This is a genomic window from Rhizobium sp. LjRoot30 (assembly GCF_964253915.1).
Classification (GTDB): Bacteria; Pseudomonadota; Alphaproteobacteria; order Rhizobiales; family Rhizobiaceae; genus Metarhizobium.
Genome location: NZ_CAXUSG020000001.1, coordinates 202779 through 226847 on the forward strand (window position 1 = coordinate 202779; position 24069 = coordinate 226847).

Below are 24069 nucleotides of genomic sequence, written 5' to 3' on the forward strand. Positions count from 1 at the left end.
GCAATAAGATTATCAAACGGCACCCCCCGCCTGTAGCCTTGCTTTCTCATATTGAAGCAAGGGGATAGGGCATGAGCCGCAAGACAATCGACATTAGCTGCGACATGGGCGAAGGGTTCGGGCGCTGGCAGCTCGGTTCCACCAACGACGAACAGCTGATGACGCTCATCAGCTCGGCAAACATCGCCACCGGCTTCCATGCCGGCGACCCGAGCCTCATGGACCTGTCCATTCGCCGGGCACTCAGCAACAATGTCGCGCTCGGCGCTCATCCCGGTTTTCGAGACTTGCAGGGGTTCGGCCGCCGCAGAATCGAGGCCAGCGCCGAGGAGATGGTCAACGACATCGTCTACCAGATCGGGGCGCTGCGGGAATTCGCCCGGCTGCACGGCGCAAGCCTGCAGCACGTCAAGCCGCATGGGGCGCTCTATATGGCCCTGGCCGCGGATACGGCCGCATCCACCTTATTCGTCGACACCATGCGTCGCGTTGCGCCCGACACGTTCATCTACTGCATGGGCGCTTCCGAAACCTACAGGATCGCAGCACGGCAAGGGCATCCGGTCGTTCGCGAGTTCTACGCCGACCGTGAATACGATACGACCGGCAAAATTGTCTTTACGCGCAAACCCGACGACTACAATCCGAAAAAGGCGGCTGAACGGGTGCTGCGCGCCTGCCTCGAAGGCAAGGTTCGCCCTGCCGACGGAGACGATATCGATGTCGGTTTCGAATCCGTCTGCGTGCACTCGGATACGCCGGGTTCGGTCGAGCTGCTCGTCGCCATCCGGGAAACCCTGATGTCGAACGGCATCGAGATCGCGCCGCCTTCGGCCGCGGCGGCCAGTGCCGCGGCCTGAGTTCGGGCCAGCGAAAAGCAGAGAGCGGGACCGCAGGTTTGCCTGCGGTCCCGCCTTATCCTCAAGCGTACCAGATGCCGTCGGCAATGGCGGTGGAAACGCCGGTGACATTCTCGTTGCTCTCGGAGAAGCCGACCAGCACCTCCGCCTTGGAGACGCCGTCGTTCAGGCGGCCTGCCCAGTAGCTGATACCAGCGGTTTCGCCGGCGCGGCCGAGCACGTTTTCATAGAGTTTCTGCACGAATTCGAGGTTGGTGGGATCGGCGCCGTAGATCGACTTGAATTCGGCAGAGCCGATGAAGCCCGACGCGACCTCCAGAAGCGCCTTGCCGCCATCCATGGATTTGATCCAGTAGGACAGTCCCGCCGTATCCGGCGTCCGGTCGAAGGCGGCCTGGTAGATGCGGTAGGACTGGCCGGCGGAGCCATCGAAGTCGAAGGCGAGGATGCCGTCCTGAAACTGCAGGCGCTCGATGCCGACCTGCTGGAACTCGTATCCGGCGCCATGCACCGTGACCTTGTTCGTCGCGGCATCGTAGGTGACGCTGACGTCGGAAAAGATCTTGGCGATGGTTGCGAAGTCGAGATCGCCGGTCGCCGGGCCGGGATCGACCGGGCCGCCGGTGTTGAATTCCGGAATATCCTTCAGCAGCGTCGTCGAGGGATATTTTGCAAGCAGGGCGTCGATGGAGGCAATGAATTCGGCTTTGCCGATCTCGAAGAGTTGCGGGTTCTTTTCCAGTTCCTGCCGGGCGAGATCAAGATTGCTTTCGATTTCGGGGGTCCACTGGTTGAAGGATTTGAGAAGTTCCTCCACCTTGTCGAAGAGTGCGCCGAAATCCGTAATATTGAGACCGGCGACACCCGATTTCGCCAATTGAATAAAACCGGCGAGATCGCCGATTGTCATTTCTACTGCCATTTTCAAGCCTCCTTTTGTTGCGGCGAGTAGAAACGCGGCGGTTTTTCCTGTCAATTTTACAGCCGTGCAATTTACGGCAAAACAACGTCACCTCACCCGAACGGGTGATGCAGGGCCGGAGCGCGAATGATGTTGTTCGTTCTACTGAAGAGATACGGTTGTCAAAGCTTCTCAAGACGTTAAGGTAATCTTAGGATGCGATGCCGCAGCGGTCGGGCACGATGCCCCGCGGAGAGGTGCTTTTGGGCGGCAGTGGAGCATATGCAATGAAGGATTGTAAATTCTTCCGTAGGCAATCGCCCGATTGGTCGGGTGTGGAGGATGGTGGCGCTTTGCAGCGGCAGAATGATTCCGGCAGTGGTTTCATCCCGGCCCGCAGGCCAGGAAATTCAAGACGGGTCTAAGTCAACGATGCTCGCTCCCGTCTCCCGGCTTTTCCTGTTCATCGTCATGATCGCGCTTGCGATCTTTTTCACCTGTGCGCTCGCCTTGAACCAGCCGGCCAGCCATCTCGGCCTGGCGGTTGCCGAGAAGCGATTGGCGGATGGCGGTTTTGCCGGCGTGGTCGATGGCCGCCCCGCCGCGATTTTCGGTCTTGTGCGCGGCGCATCCGGCGTCCAGGTCCCGGACCTTTCTTCTGCCGCCGGCTTCGAACGATATGCGGCGGAACGACCGGACGACGCCATCGTCTTCGAGGCGGACGATTTCATCGAAGAACCGGACATGTTCGCCTCCTATGCGGCCAGCACCCGGTTCATGGCGCGTCAGGGCGTTTTGGCGGATATCCTGCGTGGTCCGTTCACGGTCGTTCACAGAGCCGGTGTCGATGCGCCGCTGGCCGCCACGCAGATATTGCCGGCGCCGGATCGTGATCTGCCCGAACTGGGATCGGATTTCTTCGTTCAGATCGGCGCGGCCTCCTGCATGCTGCTGATTGCCGCATTTCTGGTGACCCTGCGCCCCGGAAACGGTCCGGCGCTGGCCTTTGCCGTGTCGGGGCTCGGAGCGGCAGTCGCGGCGCTGACCGCGGCGATCTACAGCTCGCGTGATATCGCGCTGGATGTCTCCCTTTTCAGGACACTGTCGGTCTTCAACCAGATCAGCACGTTCCTGTTCGGCATCGGCGTCATCTACCTGTTTGCCAGCTATCCCGTCCGGCTCGTCGACTGGCGGCGGCTGTGGCCGGTGCCGCTCGTCTGCGCGCTGCTCATCGTCGCTTATCGCCTGCAGCTTCTGCCGCACGCCTGGGTGACGCCGCATAACGGCATCGTCCTGCTTCTGATCGGCATCGTTGCCTTGGTCGTTGCCCAGTATCGCGCTACACGCGGCAATCCCGCCGACCGCGCCGTGATGCTGTGGCTCGGCATGTCGGTGTTGACCGGTGCCGGTTCCTTCGTGCTGTTCGTCACCGTACCGGCCGTCATGGGGCTGGATGTCGTGCTGTCGCAGAGCGTCGCCTTCATTCCATTGGCAGCGATCTATGCCGGAACCGCTGTCGGTATTGCACGGTATCGCCTGTTCGATCTTGGCCGCTGGGCCTATCGCCTAGGCTTTTATACGCTCGCGATCATGCTGATCGTTGCCGCAGACCTGGCGATCGCCTTTGCGCTGCGGTTGTCGCCGTCCAATTCGCTGGGCGCCGCGGTTCTTCTGGCCGGTTTTGTCTACATCGTATTTCGCGATCTGGCGCTGCGCCGCGTGCTGGCCCAGCGTGAGCCGGAGATCGTCGGTCTCTACCGCCAGACCAATGCGGTGGCATTCCAGCCTTCGGCCACCGGCAAGGAGGAAAACTGGGTGCGCATGATCACCGGGCATTTCAATCCGATGGCCAGCGAATTCCTCGGCCGGTCGGATGACGGCAAACCCGGCCTGCTGGAAGAGGGGCTGGGCCTTGCCATTCCGGCCTATCCCTGGTCGCGCGCCATGACGCTGCGGCTGGCCGAAAGGGGGGGCCGGCTGTTCAACAAGCGCGACCTGGAACTGGTGGAGCAGCTTGCCGGCCTGGTGCAATCCGCCGAAAGCGATCGCCTTTCCTACGAGCAGGGTGTGCTGGAAGAGCGCCAGCGCATCGCCATGGATCTGCACGACGATGTCGGCGCCCGGCTGCTGTCGGGGCTGCATGCCCGCAACGAGGCGCACCGGCAGGAATCGATCATGGATGCCCTTTCGGATATCCGGCAGATTTCCAGTGGGCTTGTCGGCCGCGATGTCGTGCTGTCGGAATTCATCGGGCATCTGCGCCATGAAACGCGCAACCGCGCCGAAATGCACGGTTTTTCGCTGGACTGGCCGCTCACCGCCGCCGACGATTCGGAACGCATCCTCGCCTACCAGGTCCATCGCAATTTTAATGCGGCGCATCGTGAAGCGCTGTCGAATGCGCTGAAGCACGGCCTGCCCGGCAAGATCACGGTGCGGACCGAGGAGAACGAAGGGCAGCTCATTCACGAAATCAGCAATGCTTCCGGCGCCCCCGAAGATGCCGCGCCTTATCGGGAAGGGCGGCGCCTCGGATCCGACAACATCCGGCTCCGGGCGACGAAGCTCAATGGCAGCGCCGAGACGGAATGGCGTGACGGCCGCTTCGTGCTGCGATTGGTCCTGCCGTTGGCACCGACCGGTGCGGGGGAATAACATGGACGTGGTCTCGGCTCGCAATGTCATCGTCGTCGAAGACAACCGGGAAACCCGTCAGTGGATCTGCGACACGCTGCGTCATCATTTCGACCGCGCCAATCCGTTGCCTGCCGCCACCTGCGAGGAGGCCGAAGCCATCCTGGCCGATGCGGAAGCGCATGGACGCAAGATCGACCTGGCGCTGGTCGACATCAACCTGCCCGATGGCAGCGGCATCGCCATCATTCAGCGGATCGCCCGCAGTTTTCCGGAAACGCTTCCCGTCGTGGTGACGATCTTCGAGGACGACGCGACGCTGTTCAATGCGCTGGCCGCCGGTGCGCGCGGTTATGTGCTCAAGGGGGTGCGGACCGAAAGCCTGGTGGAGCAGATCCGGCGCATCGAGCAGGACGAACCGCCGATCTCGCCGCAGATCGCCCATCGTATCCTTGCCTATTTCCGTGGAAAACTGCCGCAGGTGCCGGCGCAGGAGACGGTAGAGAGCACCGAGCGGCTGACGCAAAGGGAAGTCGAGATCCTCCGCCTGCTCGGCAAGGGCCTGACCGCGGTGGATATCAGCGTCGCGCTCGGCATTTCCCGCAATACCTGCGCCACCCACATCAAGGCGATCTATCGCAAGCTCGGCATCTCCACCCGGGCCGAGGCGGCACTCGAGGCGAGCCGTCGCGGCCTTGTCTAGGGGAGGCGTGATGCCGGCGGGCAAGGTTCTGGCAAACGGGCGGCTTTTACCCTAGTATCGTCGGTTTACTGCGCCGCAAACGGAGTCCGATATTGAGCGTTGCCTTCGTCAAGGAAGAGAGTGCCGAAGCTGCTTCCGAAACCCTTCTGCCCGACCGCCCCATCTCGCCCCACCCCAACCTGGTGACCCAGGCCGGCTTGCAGGCGCTGGAGCATCAATTGCGGCTGGCACGCGAAGCCTATGATGCGTCAGGTTCGATCGAGGATGTGAACGAGCGGCGACGGCAAGCGTCCGGACCGCTCCGGGATCTGCGTTATCTCACCGAGCGCGTCCGCACCGCCCAGGTCATGCCCGATCCGGCATCCGCCGATATCGTCGCCTTCGCAAGCACGGTGACGTTCCACCGGGACGACGGGCGGGTGCAGACCTATCGTATCGTCGGCGAGGACGAGGCCGACCCCAAGGCCGGCTCGATTTCCTACGTGTCGCCGGTGGCGCGGCTGCTGATGGGCAAGGCCGTCGGGGATGTCGTCACCGTCAGCGGTCAGGAAATCGAGATCGTCGCCATCGCCTGAACGCATCCTCATGCTCTCAAGCCGGCAACAGCGCGGATGAAAAACGCGTTCCCGGCAATTGGCGCATTGAGACGGCCGGCAACACAGGCTATCCACGGTGCACAGAAACCGGTCCTGCCACGAACGAAGGCTCATTGCCGCATGATTCCAGATTTCCTCGTCACCCATTCCGGTGGCTTCCATGCCGACGAACTTCTGTCCAGCGTCGTCCTGACCCGGCTTTTCCCGCAGGCCCGGCTGGTCCGCAGCCGCGCGCCCGAATGGATCACCGCCGGCGCGGACCGGATCATCTATGACGTAGGCGGCGCCTATGATGCGGAAGGCGGGATCTTCGATCACCACCAGCGCGGCGCGCCAGTGCGCGAAGATGGCCAACCCTACAGTTCCTTCGGACTGATCTGGAAACACTACGGCCGTGCCTACCTTTCCGCCCTCGGCGTGCCGGACGCGCATGCCGAAATGATGCATGCGTCCTTCGATGCCAAATTCGTGCTGCCGGTCGACCTGATGGACAATGGCGCGCTCAATCCTTCCGTCGCCGGCCCGTTGGCTGACCTGACGTTTCCGGCACTGATCGAAACGTTGAAGCCCGTCTTCGACGACAACGAGCCGGGTGCGGACGACCGCGCCTTCCAGGCGGCGCTTTCCATTGCGCGCAGTTTCGTGGAAGCGGGCCTGGCGCAGAGTGCCGCGAAATTGCGGGCAGAAAGCCTGGTCTTCCAGGCCATCGAGGCGGCCGGTCCTTCGCATGTCGTCGAATTGCCGATGGGCATGCCGTTCCGCGCGGCCATCGTCAAGGCCGGCGCCGATCACCTGCTGTTCGTCGTCCACCCGCGCGACAGGGACTGGTGCCTGACCGGCATCCGCCGCGCCGACGAGGGTTTCGAGCTGCGCGCCGACCTGCCGGCGGCCTGGGCCGGGTTGAGCAACGGCGAGCTGGAAGCGGTTTGCGGCGTCGAGGGCGCAAGCTTCTGTCACAAGGGTCTGTTCATCGCCGCTGCCAAAACCCGTGAGGCGGCTCTGGCGATGGCCGAGCTGGCCGTTCGTGAGGCGTTGTCGTCTGCTTCCTGACCAGCCGGGATTGTCATCGCCAATCCTTGACCACCCCTTTGGCCCTTGAACGGCGCGCAAGACTTCTTAAGTGAAGCTTACCGAGGCTTCATGAGCTCGGCACGTCACAAGGACTTTGAAAGTAGGTGGCCGATATGGAACGCAGAGAAGTAACCATCCGAGACCTCAGCGTCGCCGAACGCGAGGAAATCTTCGTCACGATTGCCCAGACGCTGGAAGGCAATGCCCGTGAGGCGCTGGTCGAGGGCGACAAGCAATTCGCGCAGCTTTCCAACAACATGGCGGAGGCGATCCGTATCAATGTGGAAGAGCTGTCGCGCAACGATCCCGATACGGCCGAACGCGTGCTGCAGCAGGCGGCTGCCATCATCTCCAAGTTCAAGGCCGGCCATCCCCACCAGATGCCGAGCACGGCGATCCACTGACACGCGGTCGCAGGATGGCGCGGGCGACGGGCAATACGCCTGCTGCCCGAACGCCGGTGCCCGAAGGCCGGACGCAAGGCGTCAGCGGCTCTCCACTCTCTGGCTGAGATAGGTCGGATCGAACTGTGCCAGCGCTTCCAGGCGCGGCCAGTCGAGAATGGTGATGGTCTGGTTGACCCACGTCAGCAGGCCATCCCGACGCAGCGGTTGCAGCGTCTTGTTGAGGTGGACAACGGATATGCCGAGCACATCGGCGAGTTCCACCTGCGTCAGCGGAAAATGGAAGCTGAAGTCATCCGTCTTCTTCACCGCCTTCAGCCGCACGAAAAGTTCGCAGACCAGATGGGCAAGATGTGCCCTCTTCGAGCGCCGCCCCATGGCGACGATCCATTCGCGATGAATGGCTCCGTCGATCAGCGTATCCAGCCACAAAAGCCGCGACAGATGCGGTTGGGATTCCGTAATATCCTTCAGGTAGGAATGGTCGGCAAAACCGACATGGCACGGCGACAGTGCGATGATGCCGTGATCCATGGTCTTCAGCAGGAAGGCATGCAGGTCCATGAAATCGCCGGCGACATGCAGCGCCGTGATCTGTCGCGTGCCATCGGCCATGAATTTGTAGCGCGCGGCAAACCCGTCCAGCAGCACGGCGCTCTGTGTCGGGCGCGAACCTTCACTGACGATATCCTCGTCGACGAGGAAAAACCGGTCTCGGGTCACGATTTGCCTGAGGATCGCCTGTTCCGCGTTTGTCAGCACGTCGCGATTCGACAGATTCAATAACAGCGACTCGATCAAAGTATGTCCCGCCAATAGGTATATGGCGCGTCGGGTAATGCATGTGGAGCGGGCGCACATTTAACTTTTATATGTCGTGAAGGATTTCCCGTTAAATATTAAGCCTTTCGATCATTTGGCGATTTTGCGGACAGTTTTCGTTTATCCGGCGGCCTGCGCATGTGATTTTCAATGCGATCGCGATTCCGCCTGTCGCGATTATGCAGTAGGGTCGCGGCCTGTTTCTGGTCGCGGATCTTTTTCATGACACTTTCCGGCAAGCGTATCCTCCTCATCATCTCCGGCGGCATTGCGGCCTACAAGAGCCTCGATCTGATCCGCCGCCTGCGCGAACGGGGTGCCGGCGTTCGGCCGCTGATGACGGCCGGTGCGCAGCAGTTCATCACGCCGCTTGCGGTCGGCGCGCTGGCCGCCGACCATGTCTTTACCGACCTGTTTTCCCGCGAGGACGAGCAGGATGTCGGCCATATCCGGCTGGCGCGCGACTGCGACCTGATCCTGGTGGCGCCTGCCACGGCCGACCTGATGGCGAAGATGGCCAACGGCCTGGCCGACGATCTCGCCTCCACCGTGCTGCTTGCCGCCGCCAAGCCGGTACTGATCGCCCCGGCGATGAACCCGGTGATGTGGGCTGCTGCCGCCACGCGCCGCAATGTCGCGACCTTGAAAAATGACGGCATCCGTTTCATCGGTCCTGCCGCCGGCGAGATGGCCGAAAGCGGCGAAGCCGGTATTGGCAGGATGGCGGAACCGCTCGAGATCGTCGCTGCCGTGGAAAGCCTTCTCGACATCAGGCCGAAGCCGCTCGCTGGCCGCACGGCGATTGTCACGTCCGGGCCGACGCACGAGCCGATCGATCCGGTGCGTTATATTGCCAACCGCTCCTCCGGCCGCCAGGGCCATGCGATTGCCGCCGCGCTGGCGGCGCTCGGCGCCGAGGTAACCCTGGTCTCCGGCCCGGTGACCATCGCCGACCCGGCCGGCGTGACCACCGTCCATGTCGAACGCGCCGAGGAGATGCGTGACGCCGTGATCTCGCGCCTGCCCGTCGATATCGCCGTCATGGTGGCCGCCGTCGCCGACTGGCGGGTCGCCTCCTCTTCGGGACAGAAGATCAAGAAGCAGCCGGGCGAGGCACCGCCGCCGCTGTTGCTTGCGGAAAATCCGGATATCCTGAAAACGGTCGGCCATCATGAAAACCGGCCGGCGCTGGTGGTCGGTTTTGCCGCCGAAACCCAGTCGGTGGAAGAAAACGGCCGGGCAAAGCTCGAGCGCAAGGGTGCCGACATGATCGTCGCCAACGACGTCTCGCCGGAGACCGGCATCATGGGCGGCAGCCGCAACCGGGTGAAGATCATCAGCCGCGACGGCGTCGCCGACTGGCCGGACCTCCCAAAGGATGCGGTGGCCGAACGCCTTGCGACACTGATTGCCGAAACACTCGGCAGGAAGGCCGGCGCATGAGCACGGATCTGTTCAGTCGCGATGGGTTCGACGCTTTCCTGTCCGGCCTGCCGGCCGTCTCGTTCGTCGACCAGTGGGAATCGCATGTCGCCAAGGTCGACGACAAGGTGTTTGCCGCCCTTGGCGACAGCAATTGCAACTGGGGCGACAAGATCGTCATCAAGGTTAGCGAAGAAAGTTTTGAGATCCTGACGGCGATCGAGGAGATCGGCCAGGCCGCCTATTTCGCCAAGCGCAAATGGGTGTCGATCGGCCGGTCCGCGCCGCTCGGCGAAGACGAATTGCGGCATTACATCCGCCGCTCCTACGAACTCGTCGCCGCCGGCCTCACCAAGAAACGCCGCGGCGAACTGGCGATCAGCCTGCCGCTTGCATGAAGGCCGCAGCGCCTCGGCCGGGCGTCTTTTCCGCCGGCGAAAACAGCGCGGTTTCCAACCCGTTTTCGCTGACGATCACGGCGCTGCCGTCGGGGATTTCCACCCAGGTATCGGCTTCGTCGTTGAGCGGTTCCGAGACCAGGCAATAGCCGCCGCCCTTGCCGATCGGCGCGGCATAGAGGGTCGGCGCCCTGGCGTCACTGGCGTAACGCACGGCATAGAGCGACTTGCCATCGGAGAAGGCGGTGGTGAAGCGCACCAGCACGTCGCCGGTCAGGTGTTTCTACAGCCGTTCGACGAAGGCAAGTGTCTCGGCCATCGCGCCGAGGGGATCGCTGCGCAGGCCGAACTGCAGCGCCAGCAGGAAGATCAGTTCGGAATCCGTCGTGCCTGTGCGGGCCTGGAACAGCTCGTCATCCAGCATCGTTTCCATCGGCCGCCGCAACCGGGCGAAATCGCCGATCTGGCCATTGTGCATGAAGGACCAGTTTTCGTGGATGAAGGGATGGCAATTGTCCCGCCGCGTGCCGCCATGGGTTGCCGCCCGCACATGCGCCAGAAACAGCGGCGAGCGGATCTGCCGGGCGATGCTGCGCAGGTTGCAGTCCGACCAGGCGGGCAGGATGTCGCGATAGCGGCCGGGGTCCGGCCTGTCGCCGTACCAGGCGACACCAAAACCGTCGCCATTCGTTGCCGTCTTTGCCCGCGTGGCGCAATGAGACTGCTCGATCAACGAATGCGCAGGCGAAGAAACGAGTTCCTCAAGATAGAGAGGATCTCCGCGATAGGCGGCCCATCGGCACATGGTTCACTCCGGTCCAGTGGCGAGAGATGAAATATCAGCTTTGTAAAAAATGCCTAACGAAGCATTAAAACAATCCGTTTCTCTTCCGGAATCCCGGCAGAATCGTGGTTTTGCCAGGCTTGGCATGCGGAGAATGGGCAAAATGGCGTCCCAGAGCCTGCCCAGGCGAATAATCGCCGGTGGAGAAAGGCCGACATAGCTTCCCATCATGCCGGCATCGGCTAGAGTTCCAGCCAACAAGAATATGGATGGGAGAGCAGCATGTATCGGCTTTACGGGTCGGCGGGATCGGGCAGCGCAGCCGTCGAGGCGGCGCTGGCGGAAAGCGGCGCGAACTATGTCGCGGTAACCGTCAACACCGGCGAGGGGGAACATCTCTCTGCAGAATTCACCGCGATCAATCCGCGCAAACAGGTTCCGGCGCTGGAATTGCCCGATGGCTCCGTCATGACCGAAAGTGCCGCGATGATGCTGCATCTCGCCGATGCCTTCTCCGCCGCAGGCCTTGCCCCGCCGCCGGGGTCTGCCGCCCGCGCCCAGCACGATCGCTGGCTGCTGTTCATGGCGGTGAACATCTACGAGGGCGAATTGCGCCGTTTCTATTCCGACCGCTACACTGACGATGCCGCCGGCATCAAGGCCGTCGAAAGCAATGCTTATGCCTATGTGCAGCGCCACTACGCGATGATCGAGGATGCCATCGGCACCGGCCCGTTCCTGTTCGGGGCGCAGCCGAGCATGGCCGACATCTACCTCTGGAATCTGGCGAGCTGGATGGATCGCGCCTGGTTTTCCGGCGCATGCCCCAAGCTTTCACGGCTGGTGGCGGCGGTGCGCGAACGACCGCTGGTGGCGCCGATCCACAGCGCGCATTTCGACGGGGAACAGGCCGGCGAAAGCGCATAGAGCATTTCCAGCCGAAGCGGAATCGCTTCGGCGTCGGACAATGCGGCAAAACAAAGAGATAGAGCGTTTGTACGCCGGACCTCCGCAAAACCACTATACGTTCCAGAGAAACGCAGATGACCATGGCAGAACCACGCCTTTCCCTCGTCGCCGAACTGGCCGTCACCATTGCCGAGCCCTATATGATCGGCAATGTCGGTTCCGGCATCCGCGAGGTGATCCCGATCACCGGCGGTGCGGTGACCGGGCCGCGCCTCAACGGCATCGTCCTGCCCGGCGGCGCGGACTGGTGCCTGACCCGGCCGGACGGCATTTGTGACATCTGGGCGCGTTATACGCTGAAGACCGACGACGGCGTGCTGCTCTCCCTGATCAATGCCGGCACCTGCAGGCAGGATGCCGACGGCAATTTTGTCGGCAAGACGGTGCCGCAGTTCGAGGTGGAGGAGGGGCCCTATACCTGGCTGCGCCACGGCCATTTCGTCGGGACTTTGCTCACCGATTCCCAGGGAACGCTCGCGAGGGCGACAATTTATGAGGTTGTGTAAGGCGACATGCGGATCGACGGCCAGTGCCATTGCGGATACGTGCGATACGAGGCGGAAATCGATCCGGCGTCGGTCTCGATCTGTCATTGCACCGATTGCCAGATGTTGACCGGAACGGCATACCGGGTCAGCGTCGCGGCTCGGCGGCAGGATTTCCGGCTGCTGTCCAACGCACCGAAACAATATGCAAAGACCGGCGACAGCGGTCGGGTCAGCTTGCAGTTCTTCTGCCCCGAATGTGGTTCGCCGATCTACCGTTGCAGCGATCGTTCGGACGATCCTGAGATCGCAATTCGCCTCGGCACGATCCGGCAGCGGCAGGATCTGCGTCCACGACGGCAGATCTGGTGCCGCTCCGCCCTTCCATGGGTAGAGGAAATTGGACAGCTTCCACGCAGGCCAGGGGACTAGTCGCCGCTGTGCGCAAACTCCACTCGGTCTCGGCCGAGGTTTTTGGCTCTGTAGAGGGCTTTGTCGACCTTCGCATAAAGCTCGTCAAAGCTCTCAGGGTGCTGATCGACACAGATGGCGCCTATGCTTGCGGTGACAGAGACCGGGCCATGCCCCGTGTGTAGCGGCGTGTTGCGTAGCGTCTCCAAGAGGCGGAGCAGCAGCGCCCTGAAGCTTGCCGTCTCGGTTTCGCTGACGGCGATGAAGAATTCTTCGCCGCCAAAACGGGCGACCAGGTCCCCCTTGCGACAAACCACGTGCAGCAACTGGCTGACGTGAATAAGCACCTTGTCGCCGGTATCGTGGCCAAAACTGTCGTTGATATTCTTGAAATGGTCGAGATCGATCAGGGCAACACCAAAACCCTTCGCGTCGCCGCTCTTTTGGCCCGCATCCATAAATTTCGAAAAGGCGCGGCGGTTGAGAGCGCCTGTCAGCGGGTCGCGTTCCGCCGCCTCCCGCAGCAGTTCTGCCTGCCGGTGCGCATGCATGACGGAGCCGATCAAGCGTGCCATCGCCTCGAGTTGCTCCTTGGTCTCCTGGTCGAACGCATCGAACTGGGCACGACCGATGTTGATCGTGCCGTAGCAATGCTCGCCGCTCGACAGGGGGGCGTCGAGACAGGACAGAATTCCATGCTGCGCGAGGATCTTGCAGTCGAGGTCCGTTGAAGCGGTCAGATCATTGCAGATTTCCGCCACTCTCGTCTGGTAGACACGCCCGACCATCGTCCCTTCGATCGGAACGGGCATGTCCTGCGGAATCGCCTGATTGCCTTCCAATGCGAGCAGTCTGAGGTGCGCTTTTCCGTCAGCAAGCGTGAAGGATGCCCGGTCGGCGTGGAACATGCTTTTAAACCATCGGGCAACCACTTGCGGTATTTCGGCCGCCGATTGGGTGGCAGCAACTTCGTCAACAAACTGGACTGGGAGACGAATAATGTTCGTAACCATGTCCCCTCCTTTCCCCCTCGGAGGTACTAACACTAGTACATCTCGCTACAAATATTAGACATCTGGCAATTTAAGTGTCGCCGTGTCAATCGGCGCCAAGGTTCTTCTTTGCTGCTGGTTTGCACGCCTGCCAGGCTCCTGTCCCATGGCTAAAAATGGGGCTTTCGCTCGTTTCCATTTCTGCCCGCATTGCGGAGAACGGCATTTCACGACCATTTCTTGACATTCATCTGTAGGGAAAATCGTTTAATTTCAAAATATTAAATGAAGATTTCTTGATTTTTGATTTTCGGAGGGCTGCGCGGCAGAGAGTGGCTGTTGTGTATTTGGGCAGCCCTTCCCACAATCCAGTCCAATGTCGCGGGTCAGCGAAATACACGCATGAGTTTCGGTAGAGGTTAAAAAGAAGGCATTTATTATTTGAGGTTTGTCGCCTCCAAAAAGGCGGCGCTCACAACCGGCGGCCGGAAAGCCGGCCACCGGTTGTGGGCGAGACGGTTCAGACCCTTTCCAGGACGATGGCGATGCCCTGGCCGACGCCGATGCACATGGTGGAGAGCGCGTAACGGCCAGCTGTTTCGGCCAGTTCCAGTGCCGCCGTGCCGGTGATGCGAGCACCCGACATGCCGAGCGGATGGCCGAGCGCGATGGCGCCGCCATTGCGGTTCACTCTTGCATCGTCGTCGGCGATGCCGAGTTGGCGGAGAACCGCAAGGCCCTGGCTGGCGAAGGCTTCGTTCAGTTCGATGACATCGAGCTTGTCCTGGCTGAGACCAAGCCGCGCCATCAGTTTCTGCGACGCCGGAACCGGGCCGATGCCCATGATGCGCGGCGAAACGCCGGCCGTCGCGCCGCCGAGGACCCGGGCGATCGGCGTCAGGCCATATTTTTTCGCCGCCGCCTCGGATGCGACAATCAGTGCTGCCGCCCCGTCGTTGACCCCGGAAGCATTGCCGGCGGTCACCGTGCCGCCTTCCTTGCGGAAGGGCGTCGACAGCTTGGCAAGCGCCTCGACACTGGTGGCGCGAGGATGCTCGTCCCTGTCGACGACAATCGCGTCGCCTTTGCGCTGCGGGATGGTCACGGCGACGATTTCCTTGCCGAGCCGGCCGTTTGCCTGCGCCGCGGCGGCCTTCGCCTGGCTGCGTACGGCAAAGGCGTCCTGGTCTTCGCGGCTCACCTTGAACTCGTCGGCGACGTTCTCGCCGGTCTCCGGCATGGAATCGATGCCGTATTGCTTCTTCATCACCGGATTCACGAAGCGCCAGCCGATCGTCGTGTCGTGGATTTCGGCATGGCGGGAAAAGGCGGTCTCGGCCTTGGGCATGACGAAGGGTGCGCGCGACATGCTTTCGACGCCGCCGGCGATCATCAGTTCGGCCTCGCCGGCCTTGATGGCACGGGCGGCGGCGATGATCGCATCCATGCCGGAACCGCAGAGCCGGTTGATCGTCGTGCCCGGCACCGATTGCGGCAGGCCGGCCAGAAGCACCGCCATGCGGGCGACATTGCGGTTGTCCTCGCCCGCCTGGTTGGCGCAGCCGTATATGACGTCGTCGACTGCTTCCCAATCCACCCTGCCGTTGCGCTCCATCAGTGCCTTCAAGGGTAAGGCGCCCAGATCGTCCGTTCGCACCGACGACAAGGAGCCGCCGAAACGGCCGATGGGGGTGCGGATGTAGTCGCAGATATAGGCTTCGGTCATGATCGCACTTCTTTCCTGCATGGCCCGGCGGGCCTTTTCGTGTGCCATGCGGCACCCTCTTCGATTTTCGCCGCCACATAACCCTCTCCACGGCTTTGCCGTCAATGCCTCACCGGCAAATCGATCCGCGTGCGATGGCTGGCACCGTGCGACGGCAGCGTCTTGACGCCGCACAGGTGTATCATTAAGTTTAGAATTATTCTAAATTGGAGTTGATCCCATGCTGGACCGCCTGTTTTCTCGCCACAAACGCCCGTTCTCATCGCTCAGCGAGCAAGAGGTCCTCGCCCTGGCGATCGCTTCGGAAGAAGACGATGCGCGGATCTACCTCGCTTACGCCGACCAGTTGCGGCAACAATATCCGCATTCGGCCAAGGTGTTCGAAGACATGGCGGAGGTCGAGCATACCCATCGCAACGTGCTGATCGACATGCACCGCCGGCGGTTCGGCGAGCGCATTCCGCTGATCCGGCGCGACCATGTCCGTGGCTTTTACGAACGCAAGCCGGATTGGCTGCGCGCCAACCAGTCGCTTGAGCAGATCCGTGCCGAGGCTGAACGCATGGAGGAGCAGGCTATACGCTTTTATCGCGAAGCTGCTTCCGCCACCGGCGATGCCGACATCCGAAAACTACTCGGTGATCTTGCCGTGGCGGAGGAAGGGCACAAGGACATCGCCCATATGCTCGGCGAAAAACACCGCCCGGAAGATGCCCGCATCGAAGAGGACGAGACGGCGCGGCGGCAATTCCTGCTGACCTATGTCCAGCCCGGCCTGGCCGGCCTGATGGACGGTTCAGTCTCGACGCTGGCGCCGATCTTCGCTGCCGCTTTCGCAACCCAGGACACGTGGCAGACATTTCTGATCGGCCTCTCCGCCTCCGTGGGTGCCGGCATCTCCATGGGGTTCACGGAAGCGGCGCATGATGACGGCAAGCTTTCCGGTCGCGGTTCGCCGCTCAAGCGTGGCCTTGCCTCCGGCATCATGACCGCGCTCGGCGGCCTCGGCCATGCCCTGCCCTATCTCATCCCGCATTTCTGGACGGCTACGGCGATTGCCGCCGTCGTTGTCTTCGTCGAGCTCTGGGCGATCGCCTTCATCCAGAACCGCTACATGGAGACACCCTTCCTGCGCGCCGTTTTCCAGGTGGTGCTCGGTGGCTCGCTGGTGCTGGCGGCGGGGATAGTGATCGGCAACGGCTGAGGCGGGGATATCGTGCAAAACAAGAAGGCCTGCCCCTCGCAGGACAGGCCTCTCAAACAAATCGCCGGATGCAAGCCTTATTGCAGCGCGCCGACCATGACGTCAGTGCCGTTCTCGATGGTAACCCAGCGGCCGGTGTTGAAAGTCGCCTGACGCTTCAGGAAAGTATAGGGCGTTTCCGACCAGAGCTTGACCTCGTCGACGAGGTTGTCGAGCACGAAATCGCCCTCGGAGGTGCGGAGCGTCAGCACGGCATGACCTTCGCCATCAGGCTTGCGAACGACGGTGATCAGCAGGTCGGAGGCCGAAAAACCGCGCTCCATCAGCTTGCGGCGCTTCAGCAGGACAAAATCCTCGCAATCGCCGGCATCGGTCGGATAGGCCCAGACCTCGTCGCGGCCGAACAGTTCCTGGTCGGTCATCGGCGTGATCGTCTTGTTGACGTCGACGTTGATCTTCTCGACCAGCGACCAGCCGAATTCGGTGACATGCGGCGCAGCCGTGTTGCGGTTACGAATATTGCACTCATCGCGATATTTTTGGCAGAATTCGTAGTGGCCGATCGGCTGGGAGGTCACGCCGCCGGTGATCATGGCGGGATGCGGCTTGGGCGCCGGCACGGCGATGGTCGCGGATGCAATGACGGCTACAAAAGCCACCAGCAGTCCCCTCGCACTCATTACAGCTTTCATGTCGTCGCCCCTCAAGTCTTAATAAAAAGTTAAGGGTCTTGGGGGCGAAGTGTCAATCATTACCGAACCGTTAATGGAGAACATCAACGACTATGGTTAATATGCAACGAATCAGGCGGATCCCGTCACCATCTCCCGGATAGCGTCGCGCATGCGTTCGATGTCCTGCGGCCGCGACAGGCGATGGTCGCCGTCGCGGATGAGTGTCAGCACCACATCGTCGGCCGGCAGGTGCTCGACGAGTTTCAATGCATGCGTGTAGGGAACGTCGGCATCCTGCATGCCCTGCAGGATGTGCACCGGGCAGCCGGTTTCGATGATGCCGGCAAGCACGCGGTTCTGCCGCCCGTCCTCGATCAGCGCGCGGGTAAAGATGTTCGGTTCCGGACTATAGTCCGACGGCTCCTCGAAATAGCCGCGCTCGGCCAGCGACGTCCGTTCGGTTTCGGAGAGATTGGGTTCGATCAGCTCGGCGGTAAAATCGGGCGCCGGCGCGATCAGCACCATGCCATGCACGGCGGGGCGCCCGGCCTTTTTCAGTTCCTGCAACAATCTGAGGGCGATCCAGCCGCCCATGGACGATCCGGCGAGGAGGACACGCTCCGGCGCCACATGGGCGATGACCGCCAGCGCCTCCTCCAGCCAGCGGCTGATGGTCCCATCGGTGAATTCACCCCCGGACTGGCCGTGGCCGGAATAGTCGAAGCGGATGGCGGCAAGGCCGAGCGCTTCGGCAAGCCCGTCCATCTCCACCGCCTTGGTGCCGGCCATGTCGGAACGATAGCCCGACAGCCACACCAGCGTCGGTCCCTGCTTGCCTGCGGCGGCGCGGATATGCATGGCGATCCGGCGGGATAAGCCGCCAGTCCCGACAGTCAGAAATTGCGGATCGGACGGCAAAGCGGAAGCAACCATGTCATAACTCCGGTAAAAGACGCGCTCTTTTTAAAGCAGATTCGCGAAAACCCTTACAGGAGGTGCTTTTTTCCTGGAAGCATGCTATTGACTTCACCGTGGCAATCACGACATTGCCGTCAATTGCGTTGACGGGCTCACGCGTGCCGCCGCAATTCCGATCCATCAAAGGAGAATACGACCATTCGCAGACCTTTCAAAGCCGATGCCCCAGTCAAAGACGGGCCGCGCGCCAACAGGGAAATCCGTATCCCGAAAGTTCAGCTTATCGATGCCGAAGGCCAGAATCTCGGTGTCATCGCGACCGACCAGGCGCTTAAGCTTGCGGAAGAAGCTGGCCTCGATCTCGTAGAAATCTCGCCCAACGCCGAACCGCCGGTCTGCAAGATTCTCGATCTCGGCAAGCTGAAGTATTCGACGCAGAAAAAAGCCGCCGAAGCCCGCAAGAAGCAGAAGATCGTCGAAGTCAAAGAAATCAAGATGCGTCCGAACATCGACACCCATGACTATGAGGTGAAGATGAAGGCGATGAATCGCTTCTTCGAAGAAGGCGACAAGGTAAAAGTGACGCTGAAGTTCCGCGGCCGTGAAATGGCCCACCAGGAACTGGGCCTCAAGCTCTTGCTGCAGGTCAAGGAAGATACGCTCGGTATCGCCAAGGTCGAGGCCGAGCCGAAGCTCGAAGGCCGTCAGATGATGATGGTCCTGGCGCCGAAATAAGGCCGCCGCCACATAATGCACGAGCCGTCCGAAGGGGCGGCTTTTTGTTTTCCGGCCGTTCTCCTAAAATCCATGAAGGGCCGGTTGCACTTTTATGAAAGCGCGGTTATAAGCGCGCGTCCGAACGGTCCGGCAGGGCATGCCGTGGCCGTTCTTTATGCTTGAAGCTGACTTCGTCTGTCCGCTTCGATACAAAAACAATGGAGTAGCAAAATGCCCAAGATGAAGACGAAATCCTCTGCCAAGAAGCGGTTCAAGATCACCGCGACCGGCAAGGTCAAGGCTGCAGCCGCCGGCAAGCGCCACGGCATGATCAAGCGTTCCAACAAGTTCATTCGCGATGCCCGCGGTACCATGGTTCTCGCCGAACCCGATGGTAAGAAGGTCATCAAGAACTACCTGCCGAACGGTCTCTGAGACTCTTTCGCACTTTTTGGATCAGATTTAAGGAGATCATGACATGGCACGCGTAAAACGTGGCGTAACGGCTCACGCCAAGCACAAGAAAGTCCTCAAGGCCGCCAAGGGTTTCTACGGCCGCCGCAAGAACACCATCCGCGCTGCAAAGGCTGCGGTTGACCGTTCCAAGCAGTTCGCAACGCGCGACCGTCGCGCCAAGAAGCGCAACTTCCGCGCCCTGTGGATCCAGCGTATCAACGCTGCCGTCCGCGATTTCGGCCTGACCTACGGCCGCTTCATCGACGGCCTGAACAAGGCTGGCATCGAAGTCGACCGCAAGGTCCTGTCCGACATGGCCATCCATGAGCCGGCCGCTTTCGGCGCGCTCGTCGAAGCGTCCAAGAAGGCGCTCGCCTACCTCAAGGACACGGGCACCCCGAACGAGTTTGAAGGCGCGGTCAAGTAACCAGCGCTTCCCAGACTTTTCGATAGTATTGGGAAACCCGCGCTGGCAGGGCTGGCGCGGGTTTTTTCATGTCTCCGTCACCGGAACGCGATAGGTGCGTTCGGATCATCGCTCGGCAGGAATTCTGAAAATGTCCGATCTCGACAGTTTGAAATCATCGCTCCTGACGGAGATTGCAGCGGCCGCAGACGAGGCCGGCATCGAGGCCGTCCGCGTTGGAGCGCTTGGCAAGAAGGGGTCGGTCTCCGAACTCCTGAAGACGCTGGGCAGCATGTCCGCCGACGAGCGCCAGACGCGCGGTGCGGCCATCAATGCGCTGAAGAACGAAGTCACCGAGGCGATCGCCGCCCGCAAGGCGGACCTCAAGGATGCGGCGATTGCCGCAAGGCTGAAGGCGGAAACGCTCGATGTCAGCCTGCCGGTGCGCTCGTCGCCGGCCGAGCGCGGCCGTATCCATCCGATCAGCCAGATCGTCGATGAGATCACCGCCATCTTCGGCGACATGGGTTTTTCGATTGCCGAAGGCCCTGACGTCGAGACCGACTATTACAATTTCACGGCGCTGAACTTCCCGGAAGGCCATCCGGCCCGCGAGATGCACGACACCTTCTTCTTCCAGCCGGATGAAAAGGGCGAACGCAAGGTGCTGCGCACCCACACCTCGCCGGTGCAGATCCGCACGATGGAAGCGCAAAAACCGCCAATCCGCATCATCATCCCCGGCAAGACCTACCGGCAGGATTCGGATGCGACCCATTCGCCGATGTTCCACCAGGTGGAAGGCCTCGTCGTCGACAAGGCGGCCAACGTCGCCAACCTGCGCTGGGTGCTGGAAGAATTCTGCAAGGCCTTTTTCGAGGTGCCGTCGGTGACGATGCGGTTCCGCCCGTCCTTCTTCCCGTTCACCGAGCCGAGCTTCGAAGTGGACATCCAGTGCGACCGTTCCGGCCCGATCGTAAAATTCGGCGAAGGCACGGACTGGATGGAAATCCTCGGCTGCGGCATGGTGCATCCCAACGTACTGCGCGCCGGCGGGCTCGATCCTGACGAATACCAGGGTTTTGCCTGGGGCATGGGCCTCGACCGTATCGCCATGCTGAAATACGGCATGCCCGACCTGCGCGATTTCTTCAACGCCGATGTTCGCTGGATGAACCATTACGGCTTCCGCCCGCTCGACATGCCGACGCTGTTCGGCGGCCTGAGTGTTTGAGCCGCGTGTGTAAGGATCAGAAACGATGAAATTCACACTCTCCTGGCTGAAAGAGCATCTGGCAACGGATGCTTCCCTTGAACAGATTTGCGAACGCCTGACCTCGATCGGCTTGGAAGTCGAGGATGTCGACGACAAGGCCATCTACAAGCCGTTCGTCATTGCCCGCATCCTAGAAGCCGAACAACATCCGCAGGCCGACCGGCTGAAGGTGCTGAAGGTCGATACCGGCTCCGGCGATCCGGTGCAGGTGGTCTGCGGCGCGCCGAATGCGCGTGCCGGCCTGATCGGCGCCTTCGTGGCGCCGGGCACCTATGTGCCGGGCATCGACGTGACGCTGGCCGTCGGCACCATCCGCGGCGTCGAAAGCCGCGGCATGATGTGTTCGGAAAAGGAACTCAACATTTCCGACAATCACGACGGCATTATCGATCTGCCGGCGGATGCGCCGGTCGGCACCTCCTTCGCCGCTTATGCCGGCCTTGACGATCCGATCATCGAAATCAACCTGACGCCGAACCGGCCGGACTGCACCTCGATCTACGGCATCGCCCGCGATCTCGCCGCTTCCGGTCTCGGAACGCTGAAAACGCGGCCGGCGCCGTCTTTCTCCACGGAAGGCGAAACGACGGTCAAGCTCGTCATCGATCTCGACGACGAAAAGCTGTGCCCCGGCTTCGCGCTGCGTTTGGTGCGCGGCGTCAAGAACGGCCCGAGCCCGAACTGGATGCAGCAGCGGCTCATCGCCATCGGCCTGCGGCCGATCAATGCGCTGGTCGATATCACCAACTACATGACCTTCGACCAGGGTCGGCCGATGCACGTCTTCGACGCCGCCAAGGTAAAGGGCAATCTCACCGTTCGTCGCGCCACGGAAGGCGAGACGGTGCTGGCGCTCGACCAGCGCGAATACAAGCTGTCGCCCAGCAACGTCGTCATCGCCGATGACAACGGCGTCGAATCGATCGGCGGCATCATGGGCGGCGAACATTCCGGCTGCGACGAAGGCACTGTCGACGTGCTGATCGAATCGGCGCTCTGGGATCCGATGAACATCGCCAAGTCGGGCCGCACGCTCGGCATCATCACAGATGCCCGTTACCGCTTCGAGCGTGGCGTCGATCCGGAATATATGGTTCCGGGCCTGGAGCGGACCACGGAGCTGGTGCTCGAACTCTGCGGCGGCACGGCTGCCAAGGCCGAAGTCGTCGGCTACAAGGGCCATGTGGCGAAGGTGGTCGAGTTCCCGCTTGCCGAAGTCAAGCGGCTGACCGGCCTGGAGGTTTCGGCGGAAGAGAGCCTGGATATCCTGAAACGTCTCGGTTTCGGGCCGCAGGGTTCGGCCTCGGTCGTTCCCGTGACCGTTCCGTCCTGGCGCCCCGATGTCGATGGCAAGGCCGATCTCGTCGAGGAAGTCCTGCGCATCCACGGCGTCGACAATATCCGCCCGGCGCCGCTCTCCAACCATGCGGCCGTCAATGGCAAGATCCTGACGACGCTGCAGATCCGCACCCGCGCCGCCAAGCGGGCACTTGCCTCGCGTGGCATGCTGGAAGCGGTCACCTGGTCGTTCATTTCCGAGGAGCAGGCAAAGCTGTTCGGCGGCGGCAAGCCGACGCTGAAGCTCGCCAACCCGATCGCCGCCGACATGTCCGACATGCGTCCCTCGCTGCTGCCGGGCCTGCTGTCGGCCGCGCAACGCAATGCCGACAAGGGGTATGGCGATGTGGCGATCTTCGAAGTCTCCGGCACCTATGAGACGGACACGCCGGACGGCCAGCGCCGCGTTGCCGGCGGTATCCGCCGTGGTACGGCCTCGCTTGCCGGCTCCGGCCGCATGTGGTCGAACGTCACCAAGGGCGGTGGCAAGCCGGTGGATGTCTTCGATGCCAAGGCGGATGCGCTCGCCGTTCTGGAAGCCTGCGGCATGCCGATGACCAACGTGCAGATCGAGCAGGGCGGCCCCGACTGGTATCACCCCGGCCGTTCCGGCACCATCAAGATGGGACCGAAGGTGATCCTCGGCCATTTCGGCGAGTTCCATCCCAAGACTCTGGAAGCGCTCGACGTGTCGGGTGCCTTGTGCGGCTTCGAAGTCTACGTCGATGCCATGCAGGAGCCGAAGAAGAAGGCGACCCGCACCAAGCCGGCGCTGGATCTCTCGCCCTTCCAGGCCGTCAAGCGCGACTTCGCCTTCGTGGTCGATCGTAGCGTCGAAGCCGGCACCATCCTCAAGGCCGCCTCCAGCGCCGACCGCAAGCTGATCGCCTCTGTGAATGTCTTCGACGTGTTCGAAGGTGCTTCGCTCGGCGCCGACAAGAAGTCGGTGGCTATCGAGGTGGTGATCCAGCCGGTCGAGCGCACGCTGACGGACGAGGATTTCGAGGCGCTGACCGGCAAGATCGTTGCCAACGTCACGAAGTCGACGGGCGGCGTTTTGCGCGCCTGAGGCGCAACGTCATTGTCAAAAAAGAAGCGCCGCCTCTTTGGGGCGGCGCTTTTTTCTTTTGTGGCTGGGAGGATGTCATTCGCCCGCCAGCAATTCCTTCTGTGTTTCTGCGGCTTCTGCCACATTGATAGTCGCAACCCAGGCGCGGGCCAACGCCAGGCCTGCCGCATCGGCGGGAACGCCGCGCGAGACGGCGAGTTCGGGATGCTGCTCCAGCCAGCCCGGCTGCAGCTTTTCCATCACCTGCGGCAACTTCTGGCGCCAATCGTCGACGACGGTGGTACTGGCCTCGAAATGGAACTGGGTGCCATAGGCGGCGCGGCCCATGCGGAAGGCCTGGTTATTCACCCCGCCGCTGGATGCCAGGTGCACTGCGCCTTCCGGCAGCGTGAAAGTATCGCTATGCCATTCGAAGATCGGGAAATTTTCGCCCGCGGCCGAAAGCACCGGGTCATCCTGCCCGGCCGGCGTCGTGCGGATGTCGTGCCAGCCGAACTCCACCGTCTTGCCGAGAATGTTGTCGCCGCCATAACCGCGCGCCAGGATCTGGCTGCCGAGACAGATACCGAGCACCGATTTGCCGGCATCGCCGAAACCGCGCATCAGCGCGGCCAGCGCCGGCAGGTAGGGATGGCTGTGGTCGTCGAGAGCGCTCTGCTCGCCGCCGAGCACGACGAGGGCATCGTGATCGTCGAGAACGGGCAAGCCACCACCATTCCAGGGCTGGAAGATCTCGACCTTCGCGCCGGCTTCCGACAGAGCGACGCCGACCTGGCCCAGATGGGAAACCACGGTGTTTTCAACCACTGCCACGCGCATGCTCATGCCACCTC

General features: G+C 61.9%; 25 protein-coding genes and 1 pseudogene. 17 read left to right on the forward strand and 9 right to left on the reverse strand.

Going from position 1 to position 24069, the window contains the following annotated elements:
* Positions 1-71 precede the first annotated feature (71 nt).
* A complete protein-coding gene (locus ACSQ3I_RS01035; RefSeq protein ID WP_435995457.1) occupies positions 72-860 on the forward strand; it encodes a 5-oxoprolinase subunit PxpA in 789 nt (262 codons plus the stop codon).
* Positions 861-921: 61 nt separating this feature from the next.
* On the opposite strand, the gene ACSQ3I_RS01040 is transcribed toward ACSQ3I_RS01035, so the two are convergent.
* Complete coding sequence (locus ACSQ3I_RS01040) at positions 922-1782, reverse strand: DUF4214 domain-containing protein (RefSeq protein ID WP_435995459.1); 861 nt, start codon at positions 1780-1782, stop codon at positions 922-924.
* 411 nt (positions 1783-2193) lie between these two features.
* Here ACSQ3I_RS01040 and ACSQ3I_RS01045 point away from each other — a divergent pair, with 411 nt between their 5' ends.
* The 5 genes from ACSQ3I_RS01045 (at position 2194) to ACSQ3I_RS01065 (ending at position 7169) form a co-directional block, all read left to right on the forward strand.
* A complete protein-coding gene (locus tag ACSQ3I_RS01045) occupies positions 2194-4416 on the forward strand; it encodes a sensor histidine kinase (protein WP_435995461.1) in 2223 nt (740 codons plus the stop codon).
* A 1-nt stretch (position 4417) separates the two neighbouring features.
* Positions 4418-5098: a response regulator gene (locus ACSQ3I_RS01050; protein WP_435995462.1), complete on the forward strand. Its 681-nt coding sequence runs from the start codon at positions 4418-4420 to the stop codon at positions 5096-5098.
* 92 nt (positions 5099-5190) lie between these two features.
* Complete coding sequence (greA, locus tag ACSQ3I_RS01055) at positions 5191-5673, forward strand: transcription elongation factor GreA (RefSeq protein WP_435995463.1); 483 nt, start codon at positions 5191-5193, stop codon at positions 5671-5673.
* Positions 5674-5814: 141 nt separating this feature from the next.
* Complete coding sequence (locus tag ACSQ3I_RS01060) at positions 5815-6744, forward strand: MYG1 family protein (protein WP_435995464.1); 930 nt, start codon at positions 5815-5817, stop codon at positions 6742-6744.
* Between the two features lie 134 nt (positions 6745-6878).
* The gene (locus ACSQ3I_RS01065; protein ID WP_435995465.1) at positions 6879-7169 is read left to right on the forward strand and encodes a hypothetical protein; all 291 of its coding nucleotides are present in this window, start codon (positions 6879-6881) and stop codon (positions 7167-7169) included.
* A gap of 81 nt (positions 7170-7250) precedes the next feature.
* Here ACSQ3I_RS01065 and ACSQ3I_RS01070 read toward each other — a convergent pair whose 3' ends face one another.
* On the reverse strand, positions 7251-7970 hold the full coding sequence (locus tag ACSQ3I_RS01070; RefSeq protein WP_435995466.1) for a Crp/Fnr family transcriptional regulator: 720 nt from the start codon (positions 7968-7970) through the stop codon (positions 7251-7253).
* Between the two features lie 98 nt (positions 7971-8068).
* Positions 8069-8215 carry a hypothetical protein gene (locus ACSQ3I_RS01075; RefSeq protein WP_435995467.1) on the reverse strand — a complete coding sequence of 49 codons (147 nt, stop codon included), beginning with the start codon at positions 8213-8215 and terminating at the stop codon, positions 8069-8071.
* Here ACSQ3I_RS01075 and coaBC point away from each other — a divergent pair.
* Together coaBC and ACSQ3I_RS01085 are read left to right on the forward strand one after the other, a co-directional pair.
* A complete protein-coding gene (coaBC, locus tag ACSQ3I_RS01080) occupies positions 8214-9434 on the forward strand; it encodes a bifunctional phosphopantothenoylcysteine decarboxylase/phosphopantothenate--cysteine ligase CoaBC (protein ID WP_435995468.1) in 1221 nt (406 codons plus the stop codon). The two genes, ACSQ3I_RS01075 and coaBC, sit on opposite strands and share 2 nt — an antisense overlap.
* Positions 9431-9811: an MmcQ/YjbR family DNA-binding protein gene (locus ACSQ3I_RS01085; protein WP_435995469.1), complete on the forward strand. Its 381-nt coding sequence runs from the start codon at positions 9431-9433 to the stop codon at positions 9809-9811. Before coaBC ends, ACSQ3I_RS01085 begins: the two co-directional genes overlap by 4 nt.
* Here ACSQ3I_RS01085 and ACSQ3I_RS01090 read toward each other — a convergent pair.
* Positions 9792-10616 (reverse strand): annotated as a pseudogene (locus ACSQ3I_RS01090) (class II glutamine amidotransferase). The gene ACSQ3I_RS01085 and the pseudogene ACSQ3I_RS01090 sit on opposite strands and share 20 nt — an antisense overlap.
* 261 nt (positions 10617-10877) lie before the next feature.
* On the opposite strand from ACSQ3I_RS01090, the gene ACSQ3I_RS01095 reads away from it, so the two are divergent.
* From ACSQ3I_RS01095 to ACSQ3I_RS01105, 3 genes are all read left to right on the forward strand, one after another.
* Positions 10878-11522: a glutathione S-transferase family protein gene (locus ACSQ3I_RS01095; protein ID WP_435995470.1), complete on the forward strand. Its 645-nt coding sequence runs from the start codon at positions 10878-10880 to the stop codon at positions 11520-11522.
* A gap of 116 nt (positions 11523-11638) precedes the next feature.
* On the forward strand, positions 11639-12070 hold the full coding sequence (locus tag ACSQ3I_RS01100; RefSeq protein ID WP_435995471.1) for a DUF3237 family protein: 432 nt from the start codon (positions 11639-11641) through the stop codon (positions 12068-12070).
* A 6-nt stretch (positions 12071-12076) separates the two neighbouring features.
* Complete coding sequence (locus ACSQ3I_RS01105) at positions 12077-12481, forward strand: GFA family protein (RefSeq protein WP_435995473.1); 405 nt, start codon at positions 12077-12079, stop codon at positions 12479-12481.
* On the opposite strand, the gene ACSQ3I_RS01110 is transcribed toward ACSQ3I_RS01105, so the two are convergent.
* Positions 12478-13473, reverse strand: coding sequence for a diguanylate cyclase (locus ACSQ3I_RS01110; protein WP_435995475.1), 996 nt, complete (start codon positions 13471-13473; stop codon positions 12478-12480). The genes ACSQ3I_RS01105 and ACSQ3I_RS01110 overlap by 4 nt on opposite strands.
* A gap of 499 nt (positions 13474-13972) precedes the next feature.
* Complete coding sequence (gene pcaF, locus ACSQ3I_RS01115; RefSeq protein ID WP_435996234.1) at positions 13973-15178, reverse strand: 3-oxoadipyl-CoA thiolase; 1206 nt, start codon at positions 15176-15178, stop codon at positions 13973-13975.
* A gap of 220 nt (positions 15179-15398) precedes the next feature.
* Between pcaF and mbfA the strand changes: the two genes are divergently transcribed.
* Entirely contained in the window at positions 15399-16382 is a 984-nt protein-coding gene (mbfA, locus tag ACSQ3I_RS01120; RefSeq protein ID WP_435995477.1) for an iron exporter MbfA, read from the forward strand.
* 77 nt (positions 16383-16459) lie between these two features.
* On the opposite strand, the gene ACSQ3I_RS01125 is transcribed toward mbfA, so the two are convergent.
* Complete coding sequence (locus ACSQ3I_RS01125) at positions 16460-17062, reverse strand: transglutaminase-like cysteine peptidase (protein WP_109458427.1); 603 nt, start codon at positions 17060-17062, stop codon at positions 16460-16462.
* 123 nt (positions 17063-17185) lie between these two features.
* A complete protein-coding gene (locus ACSQ3I_RS01130; protein ID WP_435995479.1) occupies positions 17186-17989 on the reverse strand; it encodes an alpha/beta hydrolase in 804 nt (267 codons plus the stop codon).
* 183 nt (positions 17990-18172) lie between these two features.
* Here ACSQ3I_RS01130 and infC point away from each other — a divergent pair, with 183 nt between their 5' ends.
* The 5 genes from infC to pheT all read left to right on the forward strand — a co-directional run bounded on the left by infC (position 18173) and on the right by pheT (position 23236).
* Positions 18173-18709, forward strand: coding sequence for a translation initiation factor IF-3 (infC, locus tag ACSQ3I_RS01135; RefSeq protein ID WP_435996236.1), 537 nt, complete (start codon positions 18173-18175; stop codon positions 18707-18709).
* A gap of 213 nt (positions 18710-18922) precedes the next feature.
* Entirely contained in the window at positions 18923-19126 is a 204-nt protein-coding gene (gene rpmI, locus ACSQ3I_RS01140; protein ID WP_109458430.1) for a 50S ribosomal protein L35, read from the forward strand.
* Between the two features lie 43 nt (positions 19127-19169).
* Positions 19170-19574, forward strand: coding sequence for a 50S ribosomal protein L20 (rplT, locus tag ACSQ3I_RS01145; RefSeq protein ID WP_435995482.1), 405 nt, complete (start codon positions 19170-19172; stop codon positions 19572-19574).
* A 130-nt stretch (positions 19575-19704) separates the two neighbouring features.
* Positions 19705-20787 (forward strand): phenylalanine--tRNA ligase subunit alpha, encoded by a 1083-nt coding sequence (gene pheS / locus ACSQ3I_RS01150; RefSeq protein WP_435995484.1) that lies wholly within the window; start codon positions 19705-19707, stop codon positions 20785-20787.
* Between the two features lie 25 nt (positions 20788-20812).
* Positions 20813-23236 carry a phenylalanine--tRNA ligase subunit beta gene (pheT, locus tag ACSQ3I_RS01155; RefSeq protein ID WP_435995486.1) on the forward strand — a complete coding sequence of 808 codons (2424 nt, stop codon included), beginning with the start codon at positions 20813-20815 and terminating at the stop codon, positions 23234-23236.
* A gap of 75 nt (positions 23237-23311) precedes the next feature.
* Here the strand turns inward: pheT and ACSQ3I_RS01160 are convergent, their stop codons facing one another.
* The gene (locus ACSQ3I_RS01160) at positions 23312-24055 is read right to left on the reverse strand and encodes a type 1 glutamine amidotransferase (RefSeq protein ID WP_435996238.1); all 744 of its coding nucleotides are present in this window, start codon (positions 24053-24055) and stop codon (positions 23312-23314) included.
* Positions 24056-24069 lie beyond the last annotated feature (14 nt).

Excerpts from the sequence above, each read along its gene's own strand:
- ACSQ3I_RS01065 (WP_435995465.1), top strand. The coding sequence starts at position 6,879 with ATGGAACGCAGAGAAGTAACCATCCGAGACCTCAGCGTCGCCGAACGC.
- ACSQ3I_RS01050 (WP_435995462.1), top strand. The coding sequence starts at position 4,418 with ATGGACGTGGTCTCGGCTCGCAATGTCATCGTCGTCGAAGACAACCGG.
- rplT (WP_435995482.1), top strand. The coding sequence starts at position 19,170 with ATGGCACGCGTAAAACGTGGCGTAACGGCTCACGCCAAGCACAAGAAA.
- ACSQ3I_RS01130 (WP_435995479.1), bottom strand. The coding sequence starts at position 17,989 with ATGGTTGCTTCCGCTTTGCCGTCCGATCCGCAATTTCTGACTGTCGGG.
- ACSQ3I_RS01160 (WP_435996238.1), bottom strand. The coding sequence starts at position 24,055 with ATGCGCGTGGCAGTGGTTGAAAACACCGTGGTTTCCCATCTGGGCCAG.
- pcaF (WP_435996234.1), bottom strand. The coding sequence starts at position 15,178 with ATGACCGAAGCCTATATCTGCGACTACATCCGCACCCCCATCGGCCGT.
- ACSQ3I_RS01035 (WP_435995457.1), top strand. The coding sequence starts at position 72 with ATGAGCCGCAAGACAATCGACATTAGCTGCGACATGGGCGAAGGGTTC.
- ACSQ3I_RS01060 (WP_435995464.1), top strand. The coding sequence starts at position 5,815 with ATGATTCCAGATTTCCTCGTCACCCATTCCGGTGGCTTCCATGCCGAC.
- mbfA (WP_435995477.1), top strand. The coding sequence starts at position 15,399 with ATGCTGGACCGCCTGTTTTCTCGCCACAAACGCCCGTTCTCATCGCTC.
- ACSQ3I_RS01110 (WP_435995475.1), bottom strand. The coding sequence starts at position 13,473 with ATGGTTACGAACATTATTCGTCTCCCAGTCCAGTTTGTTGACGAAGTT.
- ACSQ3I_RS01105 (WP_435995473.1), top strand. The coding sequence starts at position 12,077 with ATGCGGATCGACGGCCAGTGCCATTGCGGATACGTGCGATACGAGGCG.
- ACSQ3I_RS01075 (WP_435995467.1), bottom strand. The coding sequence starts at position 8,215 with ATGAAAAAGATCCGCGACCAGAAACAGGCCGCGACCCTACTGCATAAT.
- pheT (WP_435995486.1), top strand. The coding sequence starts at position 20,813 with ATGAAATTCACACTCTCCTGGCTGAAAGAGCATCTGGCAACGGATGCT.
- ACSQ3I_RS01095 (WP_435995470.1), top strand. The coding sequence starts at position 10,878 with ATGTATCGGCTTTACGGGTCGGCGGGATCGGGCAGCGCAGCCGTCGAG.
- ACSQ3I_RS01100 (WP_435995471.1), top strand. The coding sequence starts at position 11,639 with ATGACCATGGCAGAACCACGCCTTTCCCTCGTCGCCGAACTGGCCGTC.
- ACSQ3I_RS01085 (WP_435995469.1), top strand. The coding sequence starts at position 9,431 with ATGAGCACGGATCTGTTCAGTCGCGATGGGTTCGACGCTTTCCTGTCC.
- rpmI (WP_109458430.1), top strand. The coding sequence starts at position 18,923 with ATGCCCAAGATGAAGACGAAATCCTCTGCCAAGAAGCGGTTCAAGATC.
- ACSQ3I_RS01125 (WP_109458427.1), bottom strand. The coding sequence starts at position 17,062 with ATGAGTGCGAGGGGACTGCTGGTGGCTTTTGTAGCCGTCATTGCATCC.
- ACSQ3I_RS01045 (WP_435995461.1), top strand. The coding sequence starts at position 2,194 with ATGCTCGCTCCCGTCTCCCGGCTTTTCCTGTTCATCGTCATGATCGCG.
- ACSQ3I_RS01040 (WP_435995459.1), bottom strand. The coding sequence starts at position 1,782 with ATGGCAGTAGAAATGACAATCGGCGATCTCGCCGGTTTTATTCAATTG.
- pheS (WP_435995484.1), top strand. The coding sequence starts at position 19,705 with ATGTCCGATCTCGACAGTTTGAAATCATCGCTCCTGACGGAGATTGCA.
- coaBC (WP_435995468.1), top strand. The coding sequence starts at position 8,214 with ATGACACTTTCCGGCAAGCGTATCCTCCTCATCATCTCCGGCGGCATT.